General features: G+C 50.0%; 18 protein-coding genes and 1 riboswitch. Of the genes, 11 read left to right on the top strand and 7 right to left on the bottom strand.

The window, feature by feature from the left end:
- Positions 1–30 precede the first annotated feature (30 nt).
- From cysA to ACFQ1C_RS10375, 5 genes are all read right to left on the bottom strand, one after another.
- The gene (gene cysA, locus ACFQ1C_RS10355; protein WP_379558532.1) at positions 31–1,122 is read right to left on the bottom strand and encodes a sulfate/thiosulfate ABC transporter ATP-binding protein CysA; all 1,092 of its coding nucleotides are present in this window, start codon (positions 1,120–1,122) and stop codon (positions 31–33) included.
- Positions 1,123–1,128: 6 nt separating this feature from the next.
- Positions 1,129–1,968 (bottom strand): sulfate/thiosulfate ABC transporter permease CysW, encoded by an 840-nt coding sequence (gene cysW, locus ACFQ1C_RS10360; RefSeq protein WP_379558533.1) that lies wholly within the window; start codon positions 1,966–1,968, stop codon positions 1,129–1,131.
- A complete protein-coding gene (gene cysT, locus ACFQ1C_RS10365; protein ID WP_379558534.1) occupies positions 1,968–2,810 on the bottom strand; it encodes a sulfate/thiosulfate ABC transporter permease CysT in 843 nt (280 codons plus the stop codon). Before cysT ends, cysW begins: the two co-directional genes overlap by 1 nt.
- 3 nt (positions 2,811–2,813) lie before the next feature.
- Positions 2,814–3,818 carry a thiosulfate ABC transporter substrate-binding protein CysP gene (gene cysP, locus ACFQ1C_RS10370; RefSeq protein ID WP_379558535.1) on the bottom strand — a complete coding sequence of 335 codons (1,005 nt, stop codon included), beginning with the start codon at positions 3,816–3,818 and terminating at the stop codon, positions 2,814–2,816.
- A gap of 330 nt (positions 3,819–4,148) precedes the next feature.
- On the bottom strand, positions 4,149–6,119 hold the full coding sequence (locus tag ACFQ1C_RS10375) for an exoribonuclease II (RefSeq protein WP_379558536.1): 1,971 nt from the start codon (positions 6,117–6,119) through the stop codon (positions 4,149–4,151).
- A 436-nt stretch (positions 6,120–6,555) separates the two neighbouring features.
- Positions 6,556–6,661: riboswitch (TPP riboswitch) on the top strand.
- A gap of 80 nt (positions 6,662–6,741) precedes the next feature.
- On the opposite strand from ACFQ1C_RS10375, the gene thiC reads away from it, so the two are divergent.
- The 6 genes from thiC (at position 6,742) to thiH (ending at position 13,337) form a co-directional block, all read left to right on the top strand.
- Positions 6,742–8,736 carry a phosphomethylpyrimidine synthase ThiC gene (gene thiC, locus ACFQ1C_RS10380; RefSeq protein WP_379558537.1) on the top strand — a complete coding sequence of 665 codons (1,995 nt, stop codon included), beginning with the start codon at positions 6,742–6,744 and terminating at the stop codon, positions 8,734–8,736.
- Positions 8,733–10,250 carry a thiamine phosphate synthase gene (thiE, locus tag ACFQ1C_RS10385; RefSeq protein ID WP_379558538.1) on the top strand — a complete coding sequence of 506 codons (1,518 nt, stop codon included), beginning with the start codon at positions 8,733–8,735 and terminating at the stop codon, positions 10,248–10,250. Before thiC ends, thiE (ACFQ1C_RS10385) begins: the two co-directional genes overlap by 4 nt.
- 238 nt (positions 10,251–10,488) lie before the next feature.
- Positions 10,489–11,247, top strand: coding sequence for a HesA/MoeB/ThiF family protein (locus tag ACFQ1C_RS10390; protein WP_379558539.1), 759 nt, complete (start codon positions 10,489–10,491; stop codon positions 11,245–11,247).
- The gene (gene thiS, locus ACFQ1C_RS10395) at positions 11,244–11,447 is read left to right on the top strand and encodes a sulfur carrier protein ThiS (protein WP_379558540.1); all 204 of its coding nucleotides are present in this window, start codon (positions 11,244–11,246) and stop codon (positions 11,445–11,447) included. Before ACFQ1C_RS10390 ends, thiS begins: the two co-directional genes overlap by 4 nt.
- A 1-nt stretch (position 11,448) precedes the next feature.
- On the top strand, positions 11,449–12,219 hold the full coding sequence (locus ACFQ1C_RS10400) for a thiazole synthase (protein ID WP_379558541.1): 771 nt from the start codon (positions 11,449–11,451) through the stop codon (positions 12,217–12,219).
- Complete coding sequence (gene thiH / locus ACFQ1C_RS10405; protein WP_379558542.1) at positions 12,216–13,337, top strand: 2-iminoacetate synthase ThiH; 1,122 nt, start codon at positions 12,216–12,218, stop codon at positions 13,335–13,337. The genes ACFQ1C_RS10400 and thiH overlap by 4 nt, the downstream gene beginning before the upstream one ends.
- 131 nt (positions 13,338–13,468) lie before the next feature.
- Here thiH and ACFQ1C_RS10410 read toward each other — a convergent pair whose 3' ends face one another.
- Positions 13,469–14,362, bottom strand: coding sequence for a prenyltransferase (locus tag ACFQ1C_RS10410; RefSeq protein WP_379558543.1), 894 nt, complete (start codon positions 14,360–14,362; stop codon positions 13,469–13,471).
- A 146-nt stretch (positions 14,363–14,508) separates the two neighbouring features.
- Between ACFQ1C_RS10410 and ACFQ1C_RS10415 the strand changes: the two genes are divergently transcribed.
- Positions 14,509–14,910, top strand: a complete 402-nt coding sequence (locus ACFQ1C_RS10415) for an NINE protein (RefSeq protein ID WP_379558544.1) — start codon at positions 14,509–14,511, stop codon at positions 14,908–14,910.
- Between the two features lie 142 nt (positions 14,911–15,052).
- Here ACFQ1C_RS10415 and ACFQ1C_RS10420 read toward each other — a convergent pair whose 3' ends face one another.
- Positions 15,053–16,618: a phospholipase D family protein gene (locus tag ACFQ1C_RS10420; protein WP_379558545.1), complete on the bottom strand. Its 1,566-nt coding sequence runs from the start codon at positions 16,616–16,618 to the stop codon at positions 15,053–15,055.
- Between the two features lie 161 nt (positions 16,619–16,779).
- Here ACFQ1C_RS10420 and thiM point away from each other — a divergent pair, with 161 nt between their 5' ends.
- The 4 genes from thiM (at position 16,780) to ACFQ1C_RS10440 (ending at position 20,357) form a co-directional block, all read left to right on the top strand.
- A complete protein-coding gene (thiM, locus tag ACFQ1C_RS10425) occupies positions 16,780–17,607 on the top strand; it encodes a hydroxyethylthiazole kinase (protein ID WP_379558546.1) in 828 nt (275 codons plus the stop codon).
- Positions 17,608–17,672: 65 nt separating this feature from the next.
- Entirely contained in the window at positions 17,673–18,302 is a 630-nt protein-coding gene (gene thiE / locus ACFQ1C_RS10430; RefSeq protein WP_379558547.1) for a thiamine phosphate synthase, read from the top strand.
- Positions 18,303–18,443: 141 nt separating this feature from the next.
- Positions 18,444–19,832 carry an NAD(P)-binding domain-containing protein gene (locus tag ACFQ1C_RS10435; protein WP_379558548.1) on the top strand — a complete coding sequence of 463 codons (1,389 nt, stop codon included), beginning with the start codon at positions 18,444–18,446 and terminating at the stop codon, positions 19,830–19,832.
- A gap of 186 nt (positions 19,833–20,018) precedes the next feature.
- Positions 20,019–20,357, top strand: a complete 339-nt coding sequence (locus ACFQ1C_RS10440; protein WP_379558549.1) for a hypothetical protein — start codon at positions 20,019–20,021, stop codon at positions 20,355–20,357.
- Positions 20,358–20,571 lie beyond the last annotated feature (214 nt).

The following is a 20,571-nucleotide window of genomic DNA, read 5'->3' on the forward strand; positions in this document are numbered from 1 at the left end:
GCTCAGTCGCTGACAGCTTAAAGCTGTATTTTAAGCCGTCAGCGCCAGGCTGCTGTCGGTGATTTGTTGCTCACCGACATAGAGGCGGCCGCCTTGGCTACCTAAGTATAAGGTTTGGCCACGAGTTACGCCGCTGAGGTGCTGGTGGGGAAGTTGCGCTTCCATTAGCTGACCTGGCCAATCTTTGGGCTCTAATTCTAGCTGGATCAGGCTGCCCCGGGCATTGACGTCGGTGACCAGCACCGGCAACGGGTGCTGAGCATCGGCTTGTGTTCTTAAGCTGATCTCATGGGGGCGTAAATACCAGCAGGCGGAGCCTTGTTTATGGCTAGCCACCGGTAATTGCAGCGGATAATGGCCGACCTTGAAACGGCTGCCGTTGAGCTCGCCGTTAATCTTGTTCACCTCACCTAAAAACTCCAACACAAAACGGCTGGCAGGCGCTTGCCAGATAGCATCGGGAGTGCCAATTTGCTCCACTCGGCCTTGGCTCATCACCACGACTTGATCCGACACCTCTAATGCTTCTTCTTGATCGTGCGTTACAAACACGCTGGTGAAATGCAGCTCGTCATGCAAGCGGCGTAACCAGCGACGTAACTCTTTGCGTACCTGTGCATCCAGTGCACCAAAGGGCTCATCCAGTAACAATACGCCAGGCTCTACTGCCAGTGAACGGGCTAAAGCGACTCGCTGACGTTGACCGCCAGACAGCTGGGCCGGAAAACGCTCAGCCACATGAGATAGCTGGATCATTTCTAGTAAGTCGTTCACTCGGCGCTTAATTTCACTTTTAGCGGGGCGTTGCGCTCTGGGCATAATGCTTAGGCCAAAGGCGATGTTGTCGAATACCGTCATGTGGCGAAATAGCGCGTAGTTTTGAAACACAAAACCGACGTTGCGATCGCGGGCGTGTAAGTCGGTCACATCAGAGCCGTTAAAGTGAATGCGGCCGCCATTGCCGTGCTCAAGCCCGGCAATAATACGCAGCAGCGTGGTTTTACCCGAGCCAGAAGGGCCTAATAGACCAACTAGCTGCCCGCTGGGCAAGTCGAGATTAATATCGTGCAGCACCTTAGTTTTGCCGAAGGACTTGTGAATACCCTCAATTTGAATACTCATACTGGATTACTCCTGTGCTTCGGCGCTGTGCAGGCGCCATTCAAGATAAGATTTAAATAATAAGGTGATTACGGCCATCAGCGTTAATAAAGCGGCGGCAGTAAAAGCACCGACTGCGTTGTAGTCTTGATGCAGTAGCTCGACGTGTAACGACAGGGTATTGGTTTCACCACGAATGCCGCCAGATACGACCGATACCGCGCCAAACTCGCCCACGGCACGGGCGTTGGTCAGGATGACGCCGTATAGCAGCGCCCAGCGAATATTGGGCAGGGTGATTTTGCGAAACAACTGCCAGCCGCTGGCACCCAGCAATACGGCCGCTTCTTCTGAATCCGTGCCTTGGCTGCTCATTAGCGGCACCAGCTCTCGTACCATAAATGGGCAGGTCACAAACACCGTGACCATAACGATGCCGGGCCAGGCAAACATCAGCTGCATATCGTAGCCATCAAGCCAGCCGCCAACGGGGCCATTTACGCCATACATCAGTAAATACAGTAAACCGGCAACCACCGGCGATACCGCAAACGGCACGTCCATTAGGGTGAGTAGTAGCTGGCGGCCGCGAAAATTAAAGCGTGTCACCAACCAAGCCAGCAGGGTACCGAATACCAGGTTAATGGGTACGGTTAATGCGGCTACCAACAGCGTTAGGCCAATGGCATGCAGCATGTCTGGTTCGTTGAGGTTTTCGATTACCCCACCCACTCCCGCGGCGAAGGCACCGGCAATAATGGCCAGCAGCGGCACCACTAACAACAGCAGAGTCAGTGTTACACCAGTGCCAATTAACAACCAGCGGCCCCAGGGGCGTGACGCTTTTAAAGTTAAGGATTGTTCCATTAGCTGTTGCCTCGTACGCGGCGCATAAAGCGACTCTGAATACCGTTTATTAAGAACAGCAGCACGAAAGAGGCCAGTAATATGATGCTGGCAATGGCACTGGCAGCAGCATAATCAAATTCTTGGAGTTTGATGAAAATCATCAAAGAGGTAATTTCGGTTTGCCACGGCATGTTGCCGGCAATAAAAATAACGGCACCAAACTCGCCCAAGCTCCGAGTAAATGACAAGGCGGTGCCGGTAATTAACGCAGGTTTCAATTCGGGTAAGACCACTCTACTAAAAGCCTGCCAAGGGCTGGCTCCTAACATGGCGGCCGCTTCTTCGTATTCTGGCCCTAAGTCTTCTAATACCGGCTGTACGGTACGCACCACGAAGGGCACGCTGGTAAAGATCATAGCAATTACTATGCCTATCCAAGTGTAAGACACCTTGATGCCCAACTCAGCCAACCATTCGCCATACCAACCATTGGTGGCAAATAACGAGGCCAATGTCAGGCCCGCTACGGCGGTGGGCAGGGCAAAGGGTAGGTCCATTAGCCCGTCGAGAAGAGCGCGGCCAGGAAAACGATAACGGGTTAAAATCCAGGCCATTAATAGGCCAAACACCATATTGAACAAGCTAGCTGCAGCTGCGGCGCTGGCGGTGACTTTATAGGTTGCCACCACTCTGGGGTCACTAATTACCTGCCAGTATTGTGCCCAGCCCATTTGGCTAGTGTTCATTATCAAGCCGGTTAATGGCAGCAAGATAATGAGACTGACAAACAGCAAGCTGGTGCCCAAGCTTAAGGTAAAGCCGGGTAATACTCGCTTAGATGACCCCAAGAGCGCCGCCATGGTTTAGCGTCCTTTAGCTTGTAACTGGTCTAAGGTGCCGCCATTCACAAAGTGATCCTTCATGGCTTGCTCCCAGCTACCAAACACGTCTTCTACTTTAAATAGCTCGGTTTCTGGAAACTTGTCAGCGACTTCGGCTGCGACTTCTTTATCGTTTACGCGATAGTAGTGCTTCGCCAAAATGCGCTGTGCAACGGGGCTATATAAAAACTCCAAATAAGCTTTGGCTTCTTGTTCGGTGTCGTTACGTTTTACATTACGGTCAATCCAAGTGACGGGGAATTCAGCCAACACGTCTACCGAGGGTACGACTACTTGATAACCATCATCGGCGTATAAGTCGCGAATGTTGTTCACTTCAGATTCAAAGGTGATCAGCACGTCGCCAATGCCACGCTCAACAAAAGTAGTGGTCGCGCCACGGCCGCCGGTATCAAACACGGCAACTTGCTTTACGAGCTTGCCCATGTGCTCGAGGATCTTGTCTTGGTCACCATCAAACTGCTTATGGGCAGCGCCCCAAGCGGCTAAATAAGTGTAACGACCGTTACCCGAGGTTTTAGGGTTGGGGAACACTAATTTAACGTCTTCACGGGTGAGATCGTTCCAGTCTTTAATGTTCTTGGGGTTATCTTTGCGAACCAAAAACGCCATGGTCGAGACATAGGGCGAGCTGTCGTTCGGCAGGCGAGCTTTCCAATCTTTGGGGATCAGTTTGCCTTTTTCATACAGCACATCCACATCAGTTACCTGATTATAGGTAACCACGTCGGCACGCAAACCTTGCAAAATAGCCTGAGCTTGACGAGATGAACCGGCGTGAGTCTGCTTGATCTCTAGCTTTTCACCGGTTTCTTCTTCCCAGTGCTCAATAAATACTGGGTTAATTTCGGCAAACAGTTCACGGGCAATGTCGTAGCTGCTGTTAAGTAATTCTTTAGCCTGAACAGGGACTACCGTGCTTAAACCCGCAGTCAGTAGCAGGGTCGCGATAATGGATTTGCGCATGATGAACTCCAAGAGCATGGATAATGTTGATGAAGCCAGTCTAATAGATCTATAAGTAATTCATAAGCTTATCCATATACCCATTAAGCATATGTAAGCAGGGGCGGATATAATGCTTTTAAGACTCAGCGCCGAGCGCCAAGCACTCAGCTAAAAGACAAATGCCAAAGACTTTTTGCGCCACGGAATACACGGAAAAAGAGATATCAGCTCTGAAATCTTGTCCGCTTCACCCTTCACCTACAATTTAAGACAAAAAAAAGGGCCTGCGTTGGCAGGCCCTTTGGCGGTTCTTACTCTGACTCTTGCTATGCTATTTAGCCGTTAGCCTTACTTGGGGGCGACTGGTGAAATAGCTTGAGCAGGCTTAGCGATAAGCGAACGCGTGTCTTCGATGGCTTCGGTGATAATAATCTGTACCACTTGACCTAGCTCGTATAACGGCGCCTTGTCTAAGTAGACGCGGCCATCGTCCCAGCTGCACTCTAAACGATCGCGGTTAGCCAAAATCAGTGATGAAGGCATAAAGACTCCGGCACCGTTTTCATGCAGACGTAACCTAACGCCACCGCGGCCAACATCAACAACATCGGCATCAAACACTTTGCCTTCTGCTACCGCTGGTTGCAGGAAGCGAACGTATAACCAGTCGGCAATATCGCGCTCGGCACGGCGATGCATGCGGCGTTGTTCCGATAAATGTACGGCCAACTCGTCGCTAGGCACAAAGGCTTCGTGTGCTTGCTCAGACAAAATAGCCTTAATTAAGCGATGGTTAACGATGTCGCCGTATTTACGAATCGGTGACGTCCAGGTGGCGTAGGCGGTTAAACCTAAACCAAAGTGCGGGCCTGGGGTCGGGCTCATGGCGGCAAAAGACTGATAACGACGAGTGCGGCTGTCGAGATAAGACGTTTCACGCTCATCTACCCAGCGACGCAGGGCACAGAAACCGGCAAGAGTGCTCAAAGATTCTGGCTCAAACGGTGCTTCGTGAGCTTGCAACAGCTCGACTAAACCTTCCATTTTCTCGCCATCAAAACCGGTATGCACGTTAAAAATACCGGTACCGATGCGTTCGTTCAACCAGTTACCACATGCCAAGTTGGCGGCGATCATCGACTCTTCAACCATCTGGTTGGCGATTCGGCGATAATCAACCAAAATGGCGGTGACGCTGCTATTTGCATCCAGCGCAAAACGATAATCTGGGCGGTCTTTAAACACGATGGCGTGTTTGCTGCGCCAAGCGCTACGCGTCAGCGTCATATCAGTCAGTTGGCGTAATTGCTCAGCTATTTCTTCGTTTTTAGGCTGCCAATCACCAATTTTCTCAACCCAGTCAGAAACTTGGTCATAGCTTAAGCGTGCGTGTGAACGCATCTTAGCGGCAAAAAATTCGGCTTTATCATCAACTTTACCATCAAAGTCGATAAACAGACGGGCACACAATACGGAGCGTTCTACGCCTTCTTGCAGTGAGCACAGCTCATCAGCCAAGGTACGTGGCAACATGGGAATGTTGCGACCAGGTAAGTACACAGTAAAGGCGCGTTCGGCAGCAACTTTGTCCATAACGCTGTTATGGGCAACATAAGCGGTAGGATCGGCAATGGCAACTAACAGTTCCCAGCCGTTTTCTAACCGCTTGATGCTAAGCGCGTCATCCATATCGAGGGTGGATTCACCGTCGATAGTGAAGAAAGGCACATCAGTAATATCGCGACGAGTCAGTGTTTCTGCCTCTGCCACGGGTTGCCAATCTTTACGGTCTTCGGGGGCCTCATTAGCCAGCTTATTGCGTGCTAATACCACCCACCAAGGGGCGATAGGATCATCAGTGCCAGCGATTACTTCGATGATGTTAGCGAAAAAGCCGTTATCTTTCAGCGCGTGACGGGTTAATTCACCCAGCACCCAATCGCCTTCTTTTAGACTTTTTTCATCCATGCCTTTAGCGGCGCGAGCCTTAATAGCATCTTTCATCAATGGATGATCGGGCACAATATTTAAGCGGTCGCGAAACCACTTAACGCGGCCGACAAAGCGCGTCACACCGGCTTCAATCAGCGTTTCTGGCTCAACCAGCTCGCGATCGTTTTCACTACGCACGATGGCCGTAATGTGATCGCCATGCATTACTTTTTTCATGTGTGGCGGCGGAATAAAGTAACTTTCTTTCTCGCTAACTTCCAAAAAGCCAAAGCCTTTGGAGGTGCCTTTAACGACACCTTCTTTGATAGGAAGGTCTTCGCGCATTTGTTGCTTTAGCTGAGCTAATAGGGGATTGTTTTGAAACATATATAGAAACCTGTCGAAATATGCAGCTGACTATACGGATTTACCCTTCAGATGCCAAGAAGTCCTTAGGGGCTGTTGACCTTTCGAGATGATTTTAGCAGCAGTTTGTGGGGGCTTTAATATAAGGCATCGCTTATTCCATGTGGTCACTCTCCACTCTTTCCATAAATACGAGCGATAACGCAAGAGAAAGTCCCTACAAGCGCTGCCCTGCGGGTTCGGCTAAACGCGTTTTTCTCTTTGCTGAGCGGGCTTTGCTTAGAATGATTAGGCCACAACCCGTTCGCCACGATAGAAAGCGCATTTAACTCGAACAAAACTTAACCGCGAAAGGTCAACAGACCCTAGTGTCAGAGCAGCTTGAGTCTGGTGGTTTTGGGCTGATTTTCTTAAATAGCAACTTTTGCTTTTGTAATTTAGATCTGATTTACTGACCGCTATCTTGTCGGAGTGCTCTATATGGGCTGAGACCACGAAAAAGTGGGATCCGTTGAACCTGATCAGGCTAATACCTGCGTAAGGGAAGCAAGTGAGAATTTGGCGCACTACCTCTTCTGCCAACTTCTTCCTCAACACTCCTGGCAAGCATTTTCACCCTACATGGATTTAAAGTGAGATTGCTATGTCAACGAAAGCACCAAAACCCACTAACGTTTCAGATCCAAAGCCTAAGAAAATCAACCGTCGCGAAGTGCGCAGCCAAGCCCAAGAGTTTATCGATAACCTCAAGGGCGAACACTTTCCTAATTCCAAGCGCATTTTTATCCAAGGCTCACGCCCAGATATACAAGTGGCGATGCGCGAAATCCACTTAGCCGACAGCTTTAAAGGCGGCAGTGAAGAGCATCCCATTCTCGAACCCAACGCGCCTGTGCCTATCTATGACACGTCAGGCCCTTATGGCGATCCAAATACAGAGCTTGATGTACGCCAAGGGCTACCCCAGCTGCGCCGCCAATGGATTTTGGACCGCAACGATACCCTTGAGTTGGAGCAAGTAAGCTCGGAATTTACTCAAGAGCGCATGGCCGATGATGGTCTGGATCACCTGCGCTTCGAACAGATGCCCAAGCCACGTAAAGCTAAGTTAGGCCAGTGTGTGACGCAAATGCATTATGCCCGCAAAGGCATTATCACCCCCGAAATGGAATACATCGCCATTCGTGAAAACATGGGGCGTGAGCGAGTGCGTGATGAAATGTTGTTGCAGCAGCATCCGGGTGAAAACTTTGGTGCCAACCTACCCGAAAACATTACCCCTGAGTTTGTACGTCAAGAAGTGGCCGAAGGTCGCGCCATTATTCCGGCCAATATTAACCACGCCGAATCTGAACCTATGATTATCGGGCGCAACTTCTTAGTTAAAATTAACGCGAACATCGGTAATTCTGCAGTAACGTCGTCGATTGAAGAAGAAGTAGAGAAATTGGTGTGGGCCACCCGTTGGGGGGCCGATAACGTGATGGACTTATCGACGGGCCGTAATATTCACGAAACTCGCGAATGGATCTTGCGTAACAGCCCAGTGCCTATTGGCACAGTCCCTATCTATCAGGCGCTAGAAAAAGTAAACGGTGTGGCCGAAGACTTAAACTGGGAAGTGTTCCGCGATACGTTAATTGAGCAGGCCGAGCAGGGTGTTGATTACTTCACCATTCATGCGGGTGTGTTGCTACGTTATGTGCCCATGACGGCCAAACGAGTGACGGGGATTGTATCGCGTGGTGGCTCCATTATGGCCAAATGGTGCTTGTCGCATCATAAAGAAAGCTTCTTATATGAACGCTTTCGCGATATTTGTGAAATCTGTGCCGCCTACGATGTCTCATTGTCACTGGGTGATGGTATGCGTCCAGGCTCGATTGCTGATGCGAATGACGAAGCGCAATTTGCCGAGTTGTATACGCTGGGTGAGTTAACCAAAATTGCCTGGGAATATGATGTACAGGTGATGATTGAAGGCCCAGGCCACGTGCCTATGCACATGATCAAGCGCAATATGGAAGAGCAATTAGAGCACTGCCATGAAGCGCCGTTTTATACCTTAGGTCCGCTGACTACCGATATTGCCCCAGGGTATGACCACATTACTTCCGGCATTGGTGCCGCGCTGATCGGTTGGTTTGGTTGCGCCATGCTGTGTTATGTAACCCCGAAAGAGCATTTAGGCCTACCTAATAAAGAGGATGTGAAGCAGGGTTTAATTACTTATAAGATAGCCGCCCATGCGGCCGACTTAGCTAAAGGTCATCCTGGCGCGCAAATTCGTGATAACGCCATGTCTAAGGCGCGTTTTGAGTTTCGTTGGGAAGATCAGTTTAACCTCGCACTCGACCCACAAACCGCCCGCGATTATCACGACGAAGCCTTGCCGCAAGAGTCTGGCAAAGTGGCTCACTTTTGCTCCATGTGTGGGCCTAAGTTCTGTTCGATGAAAATTACCCAAGAAGTCCGTGAGTATGTGGCAGCACAAGAAGCGATTGCCATTCAAATGGTCGACATCAATGGCAATCACGAAACCGTGATTGCGGGCATGGCGCAGATGTCAGAAGAATTCAAAAAACGCGGCGGTGAGCTGTATCACCAAGCCGACAAACTGGAGAAAGAACTGATATGACAAGACCCATAGTCTGGACCATTGCCGGTTCTGATTCGGGCGGCGGCGCTGGTATTCAGGCCGACTTACACGCCATTCACACACTGGGCGGCCACGGCTGCTCGGTTATTTCTGCTATTACCGCGCAAAACTCGGTAGCAGTGACCATGGTTGAGCCGGTATTAATGCAGGCTTTTACCAGTCAATTAGTGGCGTTAGCCACGGATATGCAGGCTAAAGCCATTAAAATCGGTTTGTTACCCGGTGGCTTACGTGCCGAAGTGCTGGCGCGCTATTTGCGAGAATATCGTCGTCAGTGGCAGCCGTTTGTGGTGTTGGATCCGGTGGCGATTGCTAGCAGCGGTCACGCCATGGCCGAAGCCAGCTTGTTGCCTGCCATAAAGCAGCATTTGCTAGCCGAAGTCGACCTGATCACGCCTAATGCTCTCGAGTTAGCCGCTTTGTCGGGCATTCAGCCCGACTCACCTGCGGCAGTACGCGCCGGTGCGGCCGCGTTGCTAGAAATGGGCGCGCGTGCGGTATTAGTTAAGGGCGGGCACTTAGCTTGGGCAGGCTCACAGGCTATCGATTTTTATACCGATGGCGAGCGTGAAATTTGGCTGGCCAGCCCTCGTGTAGCCACGGCCCACGGCCATGGCACCGGTTGCACGTTATCGTCGGCCATTGCCACCGCCATTGCGCTAGATTACCCAATAGAAGATGCCTTGGTGCTGGCTAAAGCCTATGTAAATCAAGGCTTAAAAGGAGCCCAAGCCGTAGGCGCAGGCGCAGGCCCAGTTGCCCACTTAGGCTGGCCGACCGATCTGAATGACTTCCCCATCGTGGTAATGCCTGGTTCAGACTTGGCCGAGCAATTAGGCATTAGTGGCCCACACCCTAAGGGTGAATTTGCCGCCATGGATACCCTAAAGTTAGGGCTGTATCCGGTGGTGACCAGCGTGGTGTTGCTGGAGCAATTGCTGAACTGGGGGGTACGTACCCTGCAGTTGCGCATCAAAGATAAAACCGACGCCGAGGTGGAGACCGATATTAAAGCCGCTGTCGAGCTGGGTCAGCGTTTTAACGCGCGCTTGTTTATCAATGACTACTGGCGCTCAGCCATCAAGTATGGCGCTTATGGCGTGCACTTAGGGCAAGAAGACATAGAAATCGCCGATCTTGAAGCTATTCGTGCCGCTGGCATTAAGCTGGGTCTGTCGACCCACGGTTATTACGAAATGCTGCGGGCCCGCGAGCTTAAGCCGTCTTATCTGGCGTTGGGGCATATCTTTCCCACCAAAACCAAAGACATGCCGTCGCGGCCGCAAGGCTTAGAGCGCCTACATCGCTATGTAGCACTGATGGAAACTGAGTTTCCATTGGTTGCCATTGGCGGTATTAGTCGTGATCGGGTGCCAATGGTGGCCGAAACCGGCGTGGGTAGCATAGCGTTAGTCACGGCGATTACCGAAGCCGATAACCCAGAAGCCGCTACTCGTGAGTTGCTGGCGTTAGTGGAGAAAGAACATGCTTAGCGACCGCGAATTTACCGACGTTTATAGCTCGGCAGCCGCGACTTGTGCGTTGCTGGCGTCAGTGGAGAAATAACATGCTTAGCGACAGCGAATTTACCGACGTTTATAGCTCGGCAGCCGCGACTTGTGCGTTGCTGACGTTAATGGAGAAATAACATGCTTAGCGACCGTGAATTTACCGACGTTTATAGCTCGGCAGCCGCGACTTGTGCGTTGCTGGCGTCAGTGGAGAAATAACATGCTTAGCGACAGCGAATTCATGCGTTATAGCCGGCACTTGCTGCTGGAAGAAGTTGGCGAAGAAGGCCAGCTGAAGCTGAAGCAGGCTTCTGTGTTGGTGGTAGGCCTCGGTGGCTTAGGCTCGCCGGCGGTGCAATATCTCGCGGCGGCGGGAGTGGGCACCTTGTGGCTGGCAGACTTCGATCAAATAGAGGTCAGCAATCTGCAGCGCCAAACTCTATACGATATGGACAGCCTACAGCACAGCAAAGCCGAAACGGCTCGGGCCAAGCTACAACAGTTGAATCCCGAAGTGGAAGTGATTGCCATCAATCAAAAACTGGGCGCAGATAACTTGGCCGCGTTTGTGGCAGAAGTCGATTTGGTGCTGGATTGCACCGACAACATTTTGATCCGCCAAGAGCTGAACGCCGCCTGTTATGCCCGGGGCAAGCCTTTGCTGGTAGGTGCGGCCATTCGGTTTGAAGGCCAGTTATTGGCGCTAGATCCAGCCCGTGACCATGGCTGCTACCGTTGTTTGTATGGGCCAGATATTGGCGAACAGCTGAACTGCAGCAATTCTGGTGTGATTGGCCCCGTTGTGGGCACTATCGGCATGCTGCAGGCGCTAGAAGCCATTAAATTTTTCACCGGTACCGGCACTGTGCCTTGGGGTGAATTAAAACTGTTTGATGCTAAAAATCATAGTTGGCACGGCTTGCGGGTGCCTAAAGATCCCGCTTGTCCGGTATGTGGCGTAAAGAGGGAAGATGCATGATCAGAGTAATATTAAATAACGACGCGCTGGAGTTAGCCAAAGGCACGACGCTGGGCCAGTTATTGCTTGAGCTTGAACAAGACAAGCCCGGCGTGGCGGTAGCGCTTAATCAGCAGGTAGTAGCGCGTAGTCAGTGGCCAGAACAGCAATTAGTATCTAACGATAAAATCACCCTATTTCACGCCATAGCCGGAGGCTAACATGAGTCTTATTATTGCTAACAAAACCTTTAGCTCTCGTCTGTTTACCGGAACGGGCAAGTTTGCCAACGGCCAACAAATGAAAGATGCCTTTATTGCCGGTGGTACCGACATGGTCACCATGGCAATGAAACGTCTGGATTTAAAAAATCACAGTGATGACATACTGCCCCCTCTGCTCGAACTGGGAGTTAACTTGCTGCCCAATACTGCGGGTGCCAAAACCGTAGAAGAAGCGCTGTTTGCGGCGCGCCTGGCCCGCGAGGCCCTAGGCACCAAATGGTTAAAGCTGGAAGTGCATCCCGACCCTAAATATCTGCTTCCAGATCCGATAGAAACCCTTAGGGCTGCAGAAATACTGGTAAAAGAAGGCTTTATCGTGCTGCCTTATTGCAGTGCAGATCCGGTGTTGTGCAAGCGACTAGAAGAAGTGGGCTGTGCCGCCGTGATGCCGTTGGGTGCTCCTATTGGTACCAATAAAGGCCTAGTTACCCACGATTTTCTGCAGATTATCATCGAGCAGGCCAATGTGCCGGTGGTGGTTGATGCTGGGATTGGTGCCCCTAGTCACGCCGCTTACGCGATGGAGCTGGGTGCCGATGCGGTGCTGGTGAATACTGCTATTGCCACCGCTCGCGATCCTATTGCCATGGCCGAAGCCTTCAAGCTGGCGGTTATCTCTGGTCGTATGGCGTATGAAGCTGGGTTGGCAGGCAAAAGTCAGTACGCCCAAGCCACGAGTCCTCTGACAGATTTTCTGGATACGTTATGAGTTTTTTTGACGTGTGGTCGTCCATGGATTGGGATGACATTAAGATGAGCATCTATGGCAAACGGGCAAAAGACGTGGAGCTGGCGCTGGCCAAGCCCAAGCGCGACCTGCAGGACTTTATGGCGCTGATTTCGCCTGCCGCCGAGCCGTACCTAGAGCAAATGGCGCAGCAGTCTTACCAACTGACCCGTCAGCGTTTTGGCAGCACGGTCGGGCTTTTTATTCCGCTGTATTTATCCAACCTCTGTGCCAATGACTGTACTTATTGCGGCTTCTCCATGAGCAATCGTATTAAGCGTAAAACCTTGAGTGCCGAGGAAATCGAGCAGGAATGTCTAGCGATCAAGGCAATGGGCTTTGATACCGTGCTGTTGGTTACCGGTGAGCATGAAGGTAAGGTCGGGCTGGATTATTTCAAGCAAATGCTTCCTATCGTCAAGCGCCACTTCAGCTATGTGATGATGGAGGTACAGCCACTTTCTGAAGCCGAGTATGCTGAGCTGCGCCAATACGGATTAGACAGCGTCATGGTGTATCAAGAAACCTACCAGCACCTGACCTACGACGAGCACCATATTCGTGGTAAGAAAAAGGATTTTCGCTGGCGGCTGGAAACCCCAGATCGGCTAGGCAAAGCGGGCATCGACAAAATTGGCTTAGGCGCCTTGTTTGGGCTGGAAGACTGGCGTGCCGACAGCTTCTATGTGGCGGCCCATTTGCGTTACTTGCAAAAACAGTACTGGCAGACCCGTTATTCGGTGTCTTTTCCTCGTTTGCGCCCCTGCGAGGGCGGTTTGGTGCCTAAGTCGATTATGAGTGATCGTCAGCTGGTGCAGCTGATTTGTGCCTATCGACTGTTTGATAATGAGTTAGAGCTCAGTCTGTCGACTCGCGAGGCTCAGGCCTTTCGCGATAAGGTGATACCGCTGGGCATTACCAGCATCAGCGCTGGATCCAAGACGCAACCTGGCGGCTATGTGGAGGATGACAAGCCAGAGCTCGAGCAGTTTGAAATCGACGACGACCGCAGCCCCGCTGAGGTTGCCAGTGCCTTGGTGGCCACCGGTTTGCAGCCGGTATGGACCGATTGGGATAACAGCTACTCCGCCAGTCGCTAACAATAAGCGGGAACTGTGAAGGCGGCTCCCGCTTATAGCGTAACAGCGTTTAACTAAGAGACCCAGCAGCCAGATGCTGGGACATAATAAGCCGTTGGGGTAATCGCGCAAGCAAGCCTTGTAGCCTAAGTTTACCACCATGCCCATAGCAAGCTGGCGCTAAGCAGTAACAGATAAAGATGAATAAAAATGACGTTTAGCCCTAAATAAGGGGTAAGTTCGGTAATGTTGGCCCGATGGCGAATAACGGCGGGTAATAGCTTAATCAGTAACAGCCCAGACAAGAGTGCGACTAAGGTGTAATTAGGCAGCCATGATAAGCTCACCCCGAGTATTAATAAGCCGAACGACAGAAGGTACAAAATACTAAAGATTGCACTGCTGGCGCCCAAACCGAGCACGATAGGGTAATTACGCCGGCCCACCTGCTGGTCAGCGGCCACATCGGGAAACTGGTTGAGTAGTAATAAATTACTTACTAATAAAGAAATAATCACCCCCAGTAACCAGGCACCGGCCACCAGTGATTGCTGGAATACCCAGATTGACCCCAAGGTCATTAATAAGCCAAAGCCGATACCGGGGGCAAACAAGCATACCAAGGGCAGTCGATTAATATATTGGGTATAGGTGTAAATAATAATGATGCCAGGCAGGCCAATCCATAATAATGGCCAGCCATATTGAGCAACTAAAAATAAGCCACCTACCACGACAACTAGCAGGCTGAGCCAAGCTAGCCAAAGGGCGATGTGGGCGTGGTGTGGTGACGTAACTAAGGTGTTACTGCCCCCGCTAAACGGCGTCTTTTGTGTTAAGAAATCAAGCCCAGATCGAAAATCAAAATACTCATTAAAGGCATTAACGCTAACATGCGCGGCAAGTGCCATTACCACCACTAACGCCACTTCTGCGGGAACAAAAGTCGCCCCTTGATATAAGCTAAAGGTAAAAGCGAGTAATACACAGGTTAAGGCTAGTGTTAAAAAATTCACTCTAGCTACGCCAAATACGATTTTTAGCACGAATAATCTCCTTTTAGACAAGGGTATCAAAAGCCTATTCTGGCATCTTGATCTCACGACATAAATTATCGCTTTAAATATGGTGCTTGCTCGGCACTGCGCGTAAGCTAAAATATTTGTATGGCAGCACTGGGAGTGAGATAACCGTGAACAATACACACAGCAAGGTGATTGGCTACATTCTGTGGATTTTTGGCTTTATGGGAGCGCACCGCTTCTATTACGGTCGACCTGTTAGCGGCGTGATTTACTTTTTTACGCTAGGGTTATTTTTTATTGGTTGGATTGTTGATTTATTCTTGATCCCCAGCATGGACCGAGATGCGGATGAACGCTACACCACAGGCTCAACTGACTATAATATTGCCTGGATCCTGATGACCTTTCTCGGCATCTTTGGCATCCATCGTTTATATATGGGCAAGTGGGTCACCGCCATTATCTGGTTTTGTACCGGTGGCCTGTTTTTGCTTGGTTTTCTCTACGATTTCTGCACGCTTAACTCGCAAATCGACGAAGTTAACCGCAAGTCGCGTCGTTTTGGCTGAAGCCCTGCGGGCAGCGGTAAGCCGTCAGCTTTAAGCTATCAGTTAAGAGCCGGCATCAAATCTAAAGCGGCTTGGCCTATGTTATTTGTGCTAATTTTTCGGCCTTAAGATTGGTCCTTAACTGATAGTTGACAGCTGTCTTTTAAAGCATTGATTCTATGGGTAGATAGCCAAAGAACCATGCCTTAAAGCGGCTCCAGCGACCGGCTTCGGGTTCGCTGCCGTGGCTGATAATAGTGGCCGGCGCAGTGGACTCATCCAACCAGATTAATTGCTCCGACTGGCCCCAAATACCGTCTTTTACCGCCATATCTAGCCGCCAAGCATGGGCGGGCAGCTCTTCCAAGAACGCTTCACTGGCATAATCAGCCAGCTTTTCGCTATAAATTAATAGGCCAATTTCGGTATTCAGGTTAATTGAACGCGGATCCATATTCATGGAGCCGACGAACAGGGTATCTCTGTCAAAAATCATTGTTTTGGCGTGCAGGCTGGCTTTGGACGAGCTGGACAGGCTTCTATTATGCTGGCCCTTTATCTTTATTTTGGCTGTGGGTTGCAGCTCCCATAATTTAACCCCGGCTTTTATTAACGGCTTGCGATAACTGGCGTAGCCGGAGTGCACAAGGGGCACGTCATTGGCTGCCAATGAGTTGGTTAAGATGGTGATTTTGGCACCGGATTCCACCCAGTTGGCAAAGTTTTCCACGCCGTCTTTTTCTGGAATAAAGTAGGGCGATACTATTAATGCTTCGGTATGCACCCTGTCCAGCAAGGCTATTAGTGCTGGGGCAATGTGGCCGGTATCATCGTCGGTTGAATTAAGAATTTTGTCGGGGTCATCAAAAATAAGGCTGAACTCTGCCCAATGAAGCTCGAGTTCTCCGTGCTTGAGATCTTCTACCAGCTGCAAAGATTTCAGACGAGCCAAATAGGCGCGGCTGTTTTCGCTTTTGCTGATGGCCTCTAGTTGGGTACGTACCACCGACAAGGCCGAGGAATGCACGGACGGTTCCAGCTGCTGTATCGGGATGGATAATTTATGATTCCAATAGCGATCGAAGGCGGTTGAGACTTCCGGTGCAAAACTTCCTACGCCTAACACGTCCAGATCCGAAAAGTTGATGTACTCGTCGGCGGCAAAATAGGTATTGCCGATATTACGACCGCCAATAATAGCGGCCTGGTTATCGGCAATAAATGACTTGTTGTGCATGCGCCGATTTACCCTTGAGAAGCGGAGTAAAAAATCGATATAGGGCATGGCACGATTGGAAAATGGATTAAATAGTCGAATGGAAATCTTAGGGTGCTGGATCAGCGCGCTGAATAGTTTTTCTTGGCCATCGTGACCAAAATCATCTAGCAGCATACGCACTCTTACGCCGCGGTCGGCTGCGCGTAGCAAGTAGTAGGTAAACAACTTTGCGGTGGCATCGTCATGGTACAAGTAGTATTGCACATCCAAAGACTGATCTGCGGCCTCTATTAACAGCAAACGAGTGACGAAGGCATCCAAGCCATTACCCAGCAAGTGGAATCCAGAAGCAGCCTGATGGCGCAGGGCTTCTTTGGCAATACCTTCGCCCAAGCGGGTGCCTTGGGTATCACTTAGGGCAAAGCTTGGCTGGCTTACCACCCGAGCCTGGCTACTACAGCCGAAAAGCGTGGTACTCAGCAAGAGCAAAAGAGCTGGAGGGTATCTCATAGGGAGTTCGCTATGATAAGCGGTAATATTGATAATGTTAGTCTATCCAGTGTCGGCTGGCCGTAAACTTTGAGATTGCTCAAGTTGGGCTATAAATTGAGCCACAAGTAAAATTTATATATAACATTGAATGCCCCTCATCGGGTTCGATAAGGAAAAGTATGTCGACTCAAATCATTATTAACGCCCTGAATACGGTGCGTGAGCACAAGCCATTGGTGTTAAATATCACCAACTACGTGGTGATGAATAACACTGCCAACGGGCTATTGGCGCTGGGCGCGTCACCGATTATGGCTCATTCACGGGGCGAGCTGGCCGAGATGATGGTATTTTCAGGCGCCTTAGTGGTCAACATAGGTACCCTAGACAGCGTGTGGGTTGAGCGTATGTTGTTTGCAGTCGAGCAGGCCAACAAACAAGGTAAGCCGGTGGTGTTAGACCCCGTAGGTTGCGGGGCCAGCCAGTTGCGCACCCACACCTCGCGGCGCATTGCCGATTTGGCAGATCAGCTAATTATTCGTGGTAATGCGTCAGAAATTATAGCGCTAGCGGGTCTTGAAAATGCAACTCAGGCTAGCTGCAAAGGGGTGGATGCGCTTGATGCGAGCGAGACTGCCGTGGATGCGGCGCGATATTTGGTTGAACATTATCACTGTAATGTAGTTATCTCCGGCGAAACCGACTTTATAATCGGCAAAAATAGCGAAATAAGTTTGCATAATGGTCATGCGATGATGCCGTTTGTGACGGGCATGGGCTGTACCTTGTCGGCACTCACCGGTGCGTTTGCTGCCGTAGGCGAAACTACGGGTTTGGCCGCTGCTGCGGTGCTGGGCGTGGCGGGTGAAATAGCGGCGGCGCAGTCGGCAGGGCCGGGCAGTTTGCAGCTAAAACTGCTGGATGTGTTGTATCAATTAGATGTAGATACTCTAGCGCAGCGTTTGCAGTTAACTCTCGTAAAAATAGCTATCAGCAATAAACCATAAGCGATTGGCTGTAATCCAACCCTAGAGCGCCTGAGTCCTTATTATTAATAGCAACCGGAGCAACCATGAACCCGTATCGACTTTATTTAGTCACCGATGATCAGCTGGAACTCGATACTTTGACCAAGGTAGTCAGTGAAGCGGTTCACGGTGGTGTGACCATGGTACAGGTGCGTGAAAAACACGGTGATGTGCGCGCATTTATTGAGCGGGCACAAGCCATCAAAAAGCTGCTGCAAGGCACCGGTGTGCCGCTTATTATCAACGATAGGGTCGATGTTGCCCTCGCAATAGATGCCGAGGGGGTGCACTTAGGCCAGTCTGATATGCCAGCCACTTTAGCGCGCCAGCTCATCGGGCCAGACAAGCTGCTGGGATTGTCAGTAGAGACCGAACAGCAGTTGCAAGAGGCCCAGTTATTACCCGTAGACTACTTAGGCATTAGCGCCATTTTTACCACACCCACTAAAACAGATCTAAAAAAGCAGTGGGGCATTGCTGGGCTCAGGCAGGCCGTGGCTTACAGCACGTTACCTCTGGTCGCCATTGGCGGCATTAATGATACTAATCTGACTGACATTGTGGCGACCGGAGTCGATGGTATCGCCTTGGTCGCGGCGATTTGTCAGGCCCACTGTCCGCGAATTGCGGCACAGGATTTACTGCTGAAGATAGCTGAAAGTCGCACAATTTAATCATCTTACAGGGTAAGAATTGTGAACAGTTGCGGCTAAAATAACCCGTCTCATCTGGCTATTTTTAGCGCAGTTTTCTTTTTTTATTTGTAAATCAACGATTAAATCCTTTAGTATGGCAAGGTTATTGCCTTAAAGGAGATGATTTTGAAGCAGCAGAAAATAGCGATATTAGGCGCAGGTCCTAGTGGTTTGGCGCAGTTAAGAGCGTTTGAAGAGGCTCGTCGAGCGGGGGTGAAAAACCTGCCGGAAATCGTCTGTTATGAAAAACAAAATGATATTGGCGGCATGTGGAATTACACTTGGCGCACGGGTTTAGATAAAAATGGCGAGCCAGTTCATGGCAGCATGTATCGATATCTATGGTCTAACGGCCCTAAAGAATGCTTAGAGTTTGCAGATTACTCATTTGATGAGCACTTTGGTCAGGCAATTCCATCGTACCCGCCGCGTGCCGTGCTTAAAGACTACATTATGGGTCGAATCGATAAGCAGGCCATTTTTAAATACATCCGATTTGAATGCCCAGTTCGTTGGGTGGCTTATGACGAAAGCAGCAAAATGTTTACTGTTACCGTCATGAACCATAAAACAGGCGAGCAGGAAACTAACGAATTTGATTATGTGGTTATTGCTACCGGCCATTTCTCTACGCCAAACATGCCGTACTTTGAAGGTGTAGAGCAGTTTCCGGGCCGGGTACTGCATGCGCACGACTTTAGAGACGCGCTGGAGTTTGAAAACCAGGATGTACTCTTGGTGGGTGCCAGCTATTCGGCGGAAGACTTGGGTTCTCAGTGCTTTAAGTATGGCGCCAAGTCGGTAACCATTAGCTATCGTAGCCAGCCTCTAGGCTTTGACTGGCCAAAGGGCATGGAAGAGCGACCGCTGTTAACGCATGTGGTCGGCAATGTGGGCCATTTTGCAGACGGCAGTAGCAAAGAGTTTGATGCCATTATTATGTGCACCGGCTATTTGTTCCACTTCCCGTTTTTGCCAGATGAGCTGCGGTTGCAGACCAATAACTGTTTGTATCCAGATAACCTGTATAAAGGCATCTTCTTTCAGCAAAACCCTAAATTGATCTATCTGGGTATGCAGGATCAGTACTTCACTTTTAATATGTTTGATGCTCAAGCATGGTACGCCCGTGATGCCATTATGGGTAAGATACCGGTGCCTGAGGCAGACAAGCGGCTACAAGATATGCAGCCGTGGCTAGCGCGCCATGAACAATTAAGCAGTTGTCATGACTCGATTGATTTTCAGGCTAGCTATATTCGTGACCTGCTCGGACCCACCGACTACCCCGACTTTGCGGTAGAAGAGCAGGGTGAATTATTTAAGCAGTGGCTGCAGGACAAGCAAGACAACATCATGACATTTAGAGAGAAGTCCTACCCTTCTACCGTGACGGGCACCTTGGCCACTAAGCTGCCGGCTACTTGGTTAGAGATTAAGGACGACTCGCTAGAAAGCTTTATGTCGCTCAATTTTATTGAGAGTAATAGCCTAGATAAAATCGATTAATTATCACTTTGCCGACACTAAAAAAGCCTGCCCGTAAGGGGCAGGCTTTTTTGTTGGGCCGTTTTCACGGCGTTGTCTGTTGAGGTCACTCCGCTGCCACTGCGCATTCATATTGGTTTGTGACTAAGATATCGGTTGGCTTGGCCGCTATTCTGCAAGTTATGACTATAATATGGAGGGATTGTGATGACTGAATCAGACTGGAAAAAATTCACTAAGCTCAAACAGCAAGCGCTGAATATCTACTGCCAGCAGGTGCTGGACAAGGCGCACGAGCTTACCTTGAATAAAGCCATAACGGCTCACGATCGTTATCTGCAGCTGTATCAACACATCGACAAAGCCGACAGCAAGTTAGCTAGTATTTTCGACGGCCACAGCCGTAGCAATGCCCCCGCGCAGCTGATGTTTATACGAGCCCATAATCTGGCCGATACAACATTATTAGCCGAGCTTTCCGAATCTTTTCTGACTGCCAGTGATCCTGAACATTATCGACAGTGGCATGGTTTGGGCTCGAAGTAATCCAATGGATATAATACTTTGAGTTCGAAGCAGTTAGTGGGGTGGCCTTTTGGGGGTTGAGTTACGTTCGAGATAAATGCGTTTTTTTCGTGGCGATATAATTGTATGTTATTGATTATAATATTTTTTATATTAATAAAGAGAGGGTAATTTAGTCTAATCAGTAGGGCAGAAAAAGCCATATTGAACGGTTAGCAGACCCTAAGCGAATATC

The sequence above is a fragment of the Oceanisphaera ostreae genome, assembly GCF_042676125.1.
Classification (GTDB): domain Bacteria; phylum Pseudomonadota; class Gammaproteobacteria; order Enterobacterales; family Aeromonadaceae; genus Oceanimonas; species Oceanimonas ostreae.